This is a genomic window from Syntrophorhabdales bacterium, assembly GCA_035541455.1.
Taxonomy (GTDB): domain Bacteria; phylum Desulfobacterota; class Syntrophorhabdia; order Syntrophorhabdales; family WCHB1-27; genus JADGQN01.
The window spans coordinates 1-8,896 of record DATKNH010000080.1 but is presented as its reverse complement, the minus strand read 5'-3'; the positions used below and the strand labels follow the sequence as shown (position 1 = coordinate 8,896).

The following is an 8,896-nucleotide window of genomic DNA, read 5'->3' as shown; positions in this document are numbered from 1 at the left end:
ACGATTCTGGCGCATGGCCGTATCCTCGGGCTTTAAGACGTCCTGGATCTCGCGGGGCATCATCTTTGTCAGCCTCTTTCTCACACTCAGCTTCATCCATATGCTGCTGCTGCAATCCGGCATCAGGAGTACGGGTCTCATAGTAGCCGCGGATGTATTCGCCTTCCTCACGGTGATCTACGGCGGATTCGCTATGAACTACGTCAACGGCATCCCGCTCTGGAACACGGCGCTGCTCCCGGTGCTCTACGTGGTCAGCGGCCTCTGGGGCGGGGCAGAGGTGACGCTCGGCATATCCCTGGGAAGCGGTGCGATCGTGGCCGGCAAGGCAGTGGAAGAGTGGATCCGCATCCTGCTCGTCGGCTACCTGCTTCTCGTCCCGGTCTATCTGATGAGCGTGCGCTATACGTCGTCAACGGGTGAGGTTTCGGTCAGGTATATGCTCAAAGGCCAGTGGGCGACCATCTTCTGGGTCGGCGTGGTGCTCCTGGGCATGGTCATGCCCGCCTTTGCGGTGATGCAGAGCATCGTGGTGGACATTGAGGCGGTCTCCATGACCTTTCTCTGCAGCGCGATACTCTCCGGGCTGATAGGCGACCTTGCCATGCGCTACCTGATACTGAAATGCGGGGTGTACGGGCCTATTATTCCGTCGTCCAGTCGCCCGTGACCAGGAAGGTGGAACAGGGATAAAGCAGTAACTTGATGAGAGGAGAGTAAACAATTGTAGAGTAGTGTGAAGAGGTGAAGGCGAATCGGTATAAGACCAGTAACCAAAAAGGGGAGGTTACTATGAGAAACCTAAGAACTGTCGTCCTTGTCTCGGTATTTGTTGTCATCTTGTCGTCTTCTGTTTTTGCCGCGGGAAAAACAGTCATACCCGTGTACACACCCGGTGCAGGAGGAACTGCCTACCTTGTCGGCGGCGCAACGACTGCTGTAGTCAACAAGTACGTTCCTGACGTGCAGCTGATGGTGGAAACAACGGGCGGAACAGCAGCCATGACAAAGCTCATGCAGGAAAAAGCTGAGAAGAATCAGCCGTCCTTCGGCGTGCCCGACTCGAAAGTGACGCTCATGGCTTACAAGGGTGAGCCGCCTTTCAACAAACCTATGACTGCCCAGAAAGCAGTTGTCTTCACCCATGGTGCAGGCCTCAACCTCGTGGTGGCCACCAAATCGCCCATAAAATCTTACGCTGACCTGAAAGGCAAGAGGGTGGGTGTAGGGGCAGCAGGAAGCGGAACCGCGCAGATGGGCATGCAATTGATAGAAGACCATGGCGTAACTGCAAAAATGTACAAGCCGCTCTGGCTGGGCTACAACGAAGTGGTCGAGGGTATCCAGGACGGAAGCATCGATGCGGGATTCATATCCGGAACCTATCCCGTGGCTGCAATCCAGCAGCTGGCCTTTGAAACGCCTATCAGGGTTATACCTGTCGATCAGGCGGTTTTGAAGAAGGTGCTGCCGGTCAGCCCGTGGTATTACGAATTCGTGCTGCAGCCCAATTCCTACAAGGGAATTACGCAACCCACGTCCATACTGGTGTTCGGCAGCTTCTTAAGCGCCAGTGACAAGGTAGATGCAGACCTCATGTACAGGATAATGCAGGTCTTATTCGATCACAGGGACGAGTTACTCGCGGTCTGCCCCGGCATGAAAGAGATGAGTCTCCAGAATGCGACCAAGACTATTCCCATCCCTTTCCATCCGGGCGCCGTAAAGTACTACAAAGAGAAGGGGGTGATGAAATAAGAGCACGAGCATAGACGCCAGTTCAATCAGCACGTGAACGGAGGGGGGATGACAAGCGTTATCACACGAGCACGGATCATCACTTTTATCGGCGTCTTGATGGCTCTCTTTCATCTGTACACCGCCGGCTTTCGCCTTTACCCGGCAATGCAGCAGCGCACGACCCATCTTGTTTTCGCACTGGTCCTTGTCTTCCTGATATATCCGTTCAGGAAAAGCAAGGCGAGCCCGCCAAAGGCTGCAGATATTCTTTTCTCAATCCTCGACATAGCTCTCGTATGCCTGGCCATTTTTATAGGGCTCTACATGATGGTGGACTACGAGAATATATCCGCCAGAGCAGGAGGCCCGAATGCACTCGATTCAATCGTGAGCCTGATCGCGATTGTGCTTGTCATAGAGGCCACGCGCCGCATTATGGGATGGGCGATGTGTATCATCATTTTCTGTGCCCTTGCGTATGCGGTGTTCGGCTCCTATCTGCCGCCGGTTCTTGCTCACAGCGGCTACACCTTCGAGCGAATCGTTACCCACATGTTCCTGAGTACGGACGGCATCCTGGGAGTCTCGCTCGCTGTCTCGGCTACGGTCATTATTGTGTTTCTTATTTTTGGCGCGCTCCTGGAAGCAACGGGCGCTACCTCTTCCCTGACCGCCATCGGCTTGAGTCTTTTCGGCAAATTCAAAGGCGGAGCGGCGAAGGCTGCAGTCCTGGGAAGTTGCCTCTTCGGCATGATGACCGGGAGTCAGACCGCGAACGTGGCGGCCGTGGGAACGCTTACCATCCCGTTGATGATAAGAGCCGGCTACAAACCTATGATGGCAGGTGCAATAGAAGCGCTGGCTTCGACGGGAGGCATGCTTGTTCCGCCCGTCATGGGTGCAGCGGCCTTCATCATACCGGAGATGGTCGGAGGCACGTACGTGGATGTCATGAAAGCGGCCATTATCCCCGGCCTTCTTTACTACGTCGCTGTCTTCATGTTCATTCAGGTTCAGGCTTCAAAGCTGGGACTGGTCAAGCTTTCAAGGTCTGAACTGCCAAGCGCTCTCGCCCAGCTCAAAGAAAATGCGCATCTCTTCATTCCCATCCTTGTTATCCTTTACATGCTTCTTGTCGTGGGTGCATCTACGAAAAAAGCGGGTTTCTGGGCGGTGATCGTACTCGTTGCCGTCAGCATGGTCAGGAAGAAGACGAGGCTGGGTCCGTTGCGATTGACGGCTGCACTCGCCCAGGGATCGAAGAACGCGCTTATTGTCGCCATGGCGTGTGCATCGGCGGGGATCATCGAGGGGGTTCTCAATCTGACGGGTATGGGACTCCGCTTTTCCGAGGTGCTCATCTATTGCGCGGGCGGTAACATGCTTGTTCTGCTCTTCCTTACCATGATGGCATCCTTGATAATAGGCCTTCCCCTGCCGCCGGTCACCGCGTACCTGATACTGGCCATCCTTGCTGCTCCTGCGCTCATCAAGAGTGGTGTGAACCCGATGGCTGCGCATCTCTTTATCTTTTTCTTTGGCGTTCTCGGCAATATTACGCCTCCTTCTGCTCCCTGTTCCTTTGCGGCGGCGGGCATTGCCAAAACCGACCCGCTGAAGACTACAAACCTGGCCTTCCTCATCTCTGCGCCCACGTACATCGTTCCCTACATGATGGTCTATTCGCCCGAACTTATGTTCAAGGGGTCGCTGCTCTACACCGGTTTTCGGATCATAACGTCATTCTTCGCCATTGCTGCCATGTCCATGTCCTTCCTTGGCTACCTTGCGGGGAACCTCGGATTGATTGCCCGGCTCATTGTGCTCGTAAGCGGGCTCCTGATGATACCCAATCATTTCATGCTGAACATCTTCGGGTATGCAGTATTACTCGGCATCCTCTACCGCGAAAAGATCTATCCGCTTCTGGGAGCAAAGGGCGGGACCGGAACTTGACTCACATATTCTATCAGTGGGGCTCACGTCGCCCCCTCCTGCGGCAAAGGCGCACCCGCAAGCGGGTACCCGGCCTCCCCTTCTCACTCGCCGTGCTCGCTAGATAGATTTCCACGGTCGATGCGAGCGGCCGAGGAGCACGCACTTGTGCGTGGGTGAAGACGTCTTCTGTCCGCGGTACGCGTTATGCGTGAAGTACGACGGGCTTGCCCGTGGAAATCTATGCAAGACACGTCATGGCGGGTTGAACGTTTGATTCCGCCCGCCCGGTATTCCTCCTGATAAAATCGAGCACCGTGCGTGCGTAGTCTTCAGGTCGCTGCTCATATGTATTATGGCCGCACCTGGGAAAGACCGCGAGTTCGCCGCGAGCCAACTGCCTGTAAAAGGAGACTGCCTGTTCGACGTCGAAGATGGAGCTGCGGTCAGGGTAAAGCACGAGCGTAGGACAGGTAACCAAAGAGAGCACGGGACGCAGATCGAAAAAGTCTGAGCCATACGCACCACCGAATTTTGCGAATTGATCGTATCGTTCTTGTGCTTCTTCTCCGTGCCAGTCGATCAACTTTGCCTGGAGCTGCGGCTCCAACCAAGCAAATCTGTTCACCAGTTTTGCGATGTTCAGTTCCTTCACCGGCACCTCACTGAAGCATTGCGTACTCGCCGCGACAAGGGTTATGACCTCTTCAGGATACTTGACGGCGTAGTCGGCGCCGACCACGCCGCCTTCGCACTGACCAACTATATGGCACCTTCCTATGCCGAGAGCATCCTTCAATGCCCGTAACTCTTCAACGCTCTCCGGTCGATAGCGGTCACTTTCATAAAAATCCTGGAAATCATCTCCTGCCTGGGATCGTCCGAAACCCCGCCGGTCATACATCACTGCCTTGAAGCCCTGAGCGACAAATTGCGGGTAAATGCCTTTCCATATTTTCGCGGAACCGAATCCATGGTGGAGCAGCAGTATTGTCTCCCCTTCGCCATGCACTTCGTAATACAGGTCTAAGTGATTCAGTGTTTCAAACGGCATAGGCTCCTCCGTACATCCTTATCCGGCGCTCTCCTGTGCTTGTAACATTCCTGGTGCGCTCTGTCAAACAGACAACGACAGACAACAGACGGATCTGATGTGCGCCAGCACGAAAGGGGAATGCTCCTGCCTTGTGACATCGCGGGCAGGAACGATATAGAATAACGGTATGAAGAAGCCAAATCTCCTTATCACCGGACTGCCCGGCACGGGCAAGACCACGCTCATTGCGCGATTTGTTCAGAGGTTGAGGGATATGAAGATTGCAGGTTTTTACACAGCGGAGATAAGAGAAGGGGAATCGAGAAAGGGTTTCGAAATTGTTGACCTCCGCGGTGAGCGTGTCATTCTTTCCCATGTCGATATTCGAGGAAGTCAAAGGGTGGGGAAGTACGGCGTCGATGTGGCCGGATTCGAGCAATACCTGGAGACCGTGCCATTCTTTTCAGCTGGCACGGATCTTGTTATCATCGATGAGATCGGTAAAATGGAGTGTCTCTCGATGAAGTTCAGGCGCATCGTCCTCGATCTGCTCGATGCGCCTGTCACGGTCGTAGCAACAATCGCTCTTCACGGAGGAGGCATTATCGACAGCATCAAGGCGCGGCCGGATGTGCACCTCTACGAACTCACGCGAGAGAACGGGAAGAATCTCCTCGTGGAAATTGAAATGGCTGCGAAAGTGGCCCCTATATCCTGTTAGCTTCTAGTACCAGAAATCGACGCCCGCTTTTTCTCGCCAGCCGGGTTTAAACTCGTCGTTGAAGTAAGGGCCGAGTTTGTCTATCAATTTTCGCCAGCCGGATTTATACTCCTGGGTAAAAATATCCTCCAGGAAGGGAACTATCTCTCCAAGCTTGTCCTTAGGCAGATAAGCACGCGCGCCCAGGTCATGCGACTTCTTCAGGGCTTCAGGGCTCAGGTCGTGAGCAGTGAGCATGCCGGCCCTGAAACCTCTTTTTACTGCCAGTTCAAGAAGGTCATAGCCACGGACACCCATTATGTCCAGGATCACAATGTCATACGTATTCTTGTTGATCAGTTCCGCGGCCTTCTCGTACGTGGTCGCCTTGTCTATCTGACAGTTCGGACAGGAATCCTTGATCTCCTGCTCCAGTACAGCTAGCACATCAGGTTCATCATCCACCGTCAAGAATTTCTTCCCATCCAAAACTGAAACAGCCATGCCGCACCTCCCTTTGTGTGTTCGTCGGTTATCCCAAACTAGTATCTTCTGCTATTCAAATTGCACCCGAAGCGGGTACCTTGTCAAGTGATCCTTGGGTAGTCCTCCATGACAATGCCTGGACCCCTGGTGGATGATTTGTCGTACGCGTTGAAGCGCATGCCCCTGATGAAAGGCATGTATTTTGCAAATTGGCCTCAAAAATGAGCAGCCGGGAGTATGGAGGTGGCGTCGGCACTCGGGAGCGGCTGTCAAATCAACGCAAAAAGAGGAGAATGCGCTATGCAGTGGACCAACAGTCTGAGCGTTAACGTGGGCGAAATCGACAGTCAGCATCAGAAGCTTGTAAGACTCATCAATGATCTTGGTGACGCGATGCGCGTGGGGAAGGGCAAGGATCTACTGGGCAAGACCATTGCCGAGCTGGCCAGTTATACGGTGGCTCATTTTTCGACGGAAGAGAAATATTTTGACAAATTCGGGTATCCGGATGCGGCAACGCATAAAGTGGAACACAAGAAATTTATAGAAGAGGTTTCCAAATTCAAGAAAGACTTTGATAGCGGCAATGTGGGCCTTTCCACGAGCGTAATGAATTTCCTCAGCGATTGGCTCAAGAATCATATCATGGGGAAGGACAAGAAGTACGGCCCGTTTTTCAACGAAAAAGGATTGAAGTAGGAATCAGGATAAGGTCACTTTATCATCCCGATATCGTATCCCAGTTTTGCTTCCTTTTCCCGGAGCTGTACTATGGCTTTGCGGAAGCGTAGGTACCTCTTGCCGGCCTCCATGATCTGCCAAGCCCCGATGATGACGAAAAAGAGGCCGGCGCAGGCACAGAAAATACCGCCGAGAAACTTCACGATTACGAGACCGACGGAGGTGAAGGCCAGCCCTGTCTGCAAGCAGGAGCGCATGGTTCTCTCTCTCGAGAGCAACATCTGCTCCTCGGCAAGGAGGATCTTAATATCTTCATTCCTGTCCATGTGATCCACCTCCTGTCAAGGAGTGTACGGGAAGGGAGGCCACCGCAGTCAATAGCTTCCACTCTTTCACGGCCCTCCTGCCCCCTTTGTATCCTTGAGTATTAATCCTTCCGAACTAAAAAAAAGAGACACCTGGCCGATTGTCCTATGGCAGTAATCAGCTGATACTTTTCTCATAGCACCTATGCGAGAGAAGCTGCAGACGACGAACACTTCTGGAATTAAGGACGTTCTCAAGGCCAAGAGAAGCTTCCTGTTTAAGATGGTCTGTCTCAGCCTGGCCATGTTCCTCGGAATGAGTGGCGCGCGGGCCGTGGTGATCCCTGATCGCGCTGGCGGCAATATTTACTGGGGTGGAAAGTACGTGAATATTAAACCATCCCGCTACGGTGATTACATCGGCAGAATGACAGCGGTCGATCAGATGGAAGTGATCATGAAAGACGATGTTGTGACTGTCAAAATCACAGGTCCCTATTTCTTTTACTACATGCACAACGTGAAACATACCCGCGATGCGCAGCCGGGTGATCTCTACATAAGCTCGAAGGGTTGGAAGGTTTCGGGGACACCTCCTTATACGAGTGACATCTTCGAGGAGTCCGAAGGATGGGATTATGTGGTGTCTCTTGAGAACAAGAAAGTCTACAAGTTGAAATTTTCGAACATAGTCATGACGTCAGCTCTACCACACTCTAATAAGTACCGCGCGCACCAGGCGTGGCGCGGCGGGTACGGCGAGGCTGTGGACGAAGCAGAAGTCATACTGACCGACCGGGGTTTGAGCTTCATTTTCAGCGTGAGGAATATGGCGTTGCACAGCGAGATCGGTCTCCACTGGACCATGAAATGCGGCAACGATATCATAGAAGGAAGTGCGTCTCTACCGCCTATTGCGATTGGGGCTCCTGCTGCGGGTCCCGTTGTCGAGGCTGACCCGGCTGACGCACTCAGTTCCGGCGACATACTGCCTGTGTCCGGTGAATCGCCTGTGGTACCGGCTGCCGGGCCGGAATTCGCGAGCGGCGGCTCAATGGGTGGTGTCGCTTGGGGTCTTGCCGGGGCACCTTTGTTTGCAGCATGGCCTGTTGTGGGTGGAGGTTCACACGATAACCCCTATGTAATAATCCCCCACAACACGCCTGATGGGCCGCCCGGTGCGCCCGTGCCTGGTATCATAACCCCTTATGATAACCCGGAAGGGCCCGGTGTGCCGGTACCGGAGCCCTCGTGCACTCTCCTGCTCGTCGGCAGTCTCTTCGGACTTGTTGTGCGAAGACGCTGGCGGGGCTCGCTTTGGGGCGCGCGGCCGGCTTGTCCGCGGGAATCACGCGACTAACCCGTCACGTTGCTATTTCTCTCCGACCAGGAGACCGAACTCCTTTAATATGGGAAGAGCGACAACTTCGCTGCTCTTGATGGAAGCTTTTAAGAATTCAGGATCCCCGTATTTAGGCTCCTCGCCAAGGGTTTCGAGTCCCTTTTTGAATTCCGGGTCATCGTAAATCTTCTTCATAGCATCGACAAGCGTCCTCTTGACAGGTTCCGGCGTGTTCTTGTGGATGTAGAGCCCCACGTACGTCGGCAGTTTCGCCACCTCGGGAAAACCCAGCTCCACAACGCAGGGTACGTTGGGCAGATTGCTGTACCGGCGTTCTCCCACCGTGACAAGGTACCGCACTTGCCCTGCCTTGACCTGTTCTGCCACAGCCCCATATACCATGAGCGATGCATCGGTATGGCCGCCGAGCAGCGAGGTGAGCATCTCAGCGCTTCCTTTGAAAGGAACGTCGGTGGTCTCCACACCCGCTTTACGGAAAAGCAGGAGACCGTACATGTGCTGGGAGTTGCTGTGACGGCTACAGTCCTCTCTTCTCGAACCATCGGAAAAGCATAATGCCGCCGACGGCGAACACGGCAATCACGATCCAGTGATTGATGCCCAGCGCATCAGGGATGGTCAGCTTTCCGAAATCACCCCACGCGAGCACG

Annotated in this window: 10 protein-coding genes; 6 read left to right on the top strand and 4 right to left on the bottom strand. The window is 53.9% G+C overall.

The window, feature by feature from the left end:
* From nrfD to VMT71_08240, 3 genes are all read left to right on the top strand, one after another.
* On the top strand, positions 1-670 hold a 670-nt coding region (gene nrfD, locus VMT71_08250), incomplete at its 5' end, for an NrfD/PsrC family molybdoenzyme membrane anchor subunit (GenBank protein ID HVN23949.1).
* 122 nt (positions 671-792) lie between these two features.
* Positions 793-1,758, top strand: coding sequence for a TAXI family TRAP transporter solute-binding subunit (locus VMT71_08245; protein ID HVN23948.1), 966 nt, complete (start codon positions 793-795; stop codon positions 1,756-1,758).
* Between the two features lie 48 nt (positions 1,759-1,806).
* Entirely contained in the window at positions 1,807-3,696 is a 1,890-nt protein-coding gene (locus VMT71_08240) for a TRAP transporter fused permease subunit (protein HVN23947.1), read from the top strand.
* A gap of 220 nt (positions 3,697-3,916) precedes the next feature.
* On the opposite strand, the gene VMT71_08235 is transcribed toward VMT71_08240, so the two are convergent.
* Positions 3,917-4,729, bottom strand: coding sequence for an alpha/beta hydrolase (locus VMT71_08235; GenBank protein HVN23946.1), 813 nt, complete (start codon positions 4,727-4,729; stop codon positions 3,917-3,919).
* Positions 4,730-4,898: 169 nt separating this feature from the next.
* Here VMT71_08235 and VMT71_08230 point away from each other — a divergent pair, with 169 nt between their 5' ends.
* Entirely contained in the window at positions 4,899-5,432 is a 534-nt protein-coding gene (locus VMT71_08230; GenBank protein ID HVN23945.1) for a nucleoside-triphosphatase, read from the top strand.
* A gap of 3 nt (positions 5,433-5,435) precedes the next feature.
* Here VMT71_08230 and VMT71_08225 read toward each other — a convergent pair whose 3' ends face one another.
* Positions 5,436-5,915 (bottom strand): response regulator, encoded by a 480-nt coding sequence (locus tag VMT71_08225; GenBank protein ID HVN23944.1) that lies wholly within the window; start codon positions 5,913-5,915, stop codon positions 5,436-5,438.
* Between the two features lie 282 nt (positions 5,916-6,197).
* Between VMT71_08225 and VMT71_08220 the strand changes: the two genes are divergently transcribed.
* The gene (locus VMT71_08220) at positions 6,198-6,596 is read left to right on the top strand and encodes a bacteriohemerythrin (protein HVN23943.1); all 399 of its coding nucleotides are present in this window, start codon (positions 6,198-6,200) and stop codon (positions 6,594-6,596) included.
* 14 nt (positions 6,597-6,610) lie between these two features.
* On the opposite strand, the gene VMT71_08215 is transcribed toward VMT71_08220, so the two are convergent.
* On the bottom strand, positions 6,611-6,904 hold the full coding sequence (locus VMT71_08215; GenBank protein HVN23942.1) for a DUF202 domain-containing protein: 294 nt from the start codon (positions 6,902-6,904) through the stop codon (positions 6,611-6,613).
* A 184-nt stretch (positions 6,905-7,088) separates the two neighbouring features.
* On the opposite strand from VMT71_08215, the gene VMT71_08210 reads away from it, so the two are divergent.
* Positions 7,089-8,243 (top strand): hypothetical protein, encoded by a 1,155-nt coding sequence (locus VMT71_08210; GenBank protein HVN23941.1) that lies wholly within the window; start codon positions 7,089-7,091, stop codon positions 8,241-8,243.
* A 12-nt stretch (positions 8,244-8,255) separates the two neighbouring features.
* Here VMT71_08210 and VMT71_08205 read toward each other — a convergent pair whose 3' ends face one another.
* Entirely contained in the window at positions 8,256-8,741 is a 486-nt protein-coding gene (locus tag VMT71_08205) for a tripartite tricarboxylate transporter substrate-binding protein (GenBank protein HVN23940.1), read from the bottom strand.
* Between the last annotated feature and the right edge of the window lie 155 nt (positions 8,742-8,896).

Excerpts from the sequence above, each read along its gene's own strand:
- VMT71_08245 (HVN23948.1), top strand. The coding sequence starts at position 793 with ATGAGAAACCTAAGAACTGTCGTCCTTGTCTCGGTATTTGTTGTCATC.
- VMT71_08240 (HVN23947.1), top strand. The coding sequence starts at position 1,807 with ATGACAAGCGTTATCACACGAGCACGGATCATCACTTTTATCGGCGTC.
- VMT71_08235 (HVN23946.1), bottom strand. The coding sequence starts at position 4,729 with ATGCCGTTTGAAACACTGAATCACTTAGACCTGTATTACGAAGTGCAT.
- VMT71_08230 (HVN23945.1), top strand. The coding sequence starts at position 4,899 with ATGAAGAAGCCAAATCTCCTTATCACCGGACTGCCCGGCACGGGCAAG.
- VMT71_08225 (HVN23944.1), bottom strand. The coding sequence starts at position 5,915 with ATGGCTGTTTCAGTTTTGGATGGGAAGAAATTCTTGACGGTGGATGAT.
- VMT71_08220 (HVN23943.1), top strand. The coding sequence starts at position 6,198 with ATGCAGTGGACCAACAGTCTGAGCGTTAACGTGGGCGAAATCGACAGT.
- VMT71_08215 (HVN23942.1), bottom strand. The coding sequence starts at position 6,904 with ATGGACAGGAATGAAGATATTAAGATCCTCCTTGCCGAGGAGCAGATG.
- VMT71_08210 (HVN23941.1), top strand. The coding sequence starts at position 7,089 with ATGCGAGAGAAGCTGCAGACGACGAACACTTCTGGAATTAAGGACGTT.
- VMT71_08205 (HVN23940.1), bottom strand. The coding sequence starts at position 8,741 with ATGTACGGTCTCCTGCTTTTCCGTAAAGCGGGTGTGGAGACCACCGAC.